This window comes from Aureimonas ureilytica (assembly GCF_001475935.1).
GTDB lineage: Bacteria > Pseudomonadota > Alphaproteobacteria > Rhizobiales > Rhizobiaceae > Aureimonas > Aureimonas ureilytica_A.
In genome coordinates this window covers 1-577 of sequence record NZ_LDQA01000173.1, presented here as the reverse complement: position 1 = coordinate 577, position 577 = coordinate 1, and the positions used below count along the sequence as shown (strand labels likewise).

Genomic DNA, 577 nt, shown 5'->3' with positions numbered 1-577 from the left:
AGGATTTCGTTGACCGCATCGATGCCCGAGGAGCCGTCGGCCAGCTGGATGTCGGCCAAAACCATTCCCGGCTTCTGCTGTTCGAACAGAGCGATGGCTTCCTTGTGCGTGCGGGCGATGCCGGTCACGCCATGGCCGAGGCTCTCGACCATCTGCTCAATATCCATCGCGATCAGAGGCTCGTCCTCGATGATCATAATGTTGGTCGATACCTGACGCCCGATATCGGAACTCGCCTGATCGATCAGCTCGGAGAAATCGCCATCGCCGACGCCGAGAATTGTGGCGGCCTCTTCCGTTGTGAAGCCTTCGACAGCCACCAGAAGGAAAGCCTGACGCGGCAAGGGCGAGATGCCACGGAGATTGCGGGAGGCCTTCTCTTCCCAGGCCGAAACGGGCGCATCCTCCCGAACGTTCACTTCCAGCGACTGCCAGAGCGAGGAGAAGAGCTTGTAGAGAGAAATGCGGGGGCTTTCCTGCGTGTCGAACAGGCTGGGTTCGGCGATCAACGCCTCCAGAACGGCGGCCACATAGGCATCGCCCTGTCTCTTATCAACATCTGAAGGTGCCGACGATC

1 protein-coding gene is annotated in these 577 nt (G+C 59.6%); it reads right to left on the bottom strand.

Going from position 1 to position 577, the window contains the following annotated elements; genetic code table 11:
• The coding region (locus NS365_RS23325) for a response regulator (protein ID WP_153003948.1) at positions 1-577 on the bottom strand (577 nt) is incomplete at both ends.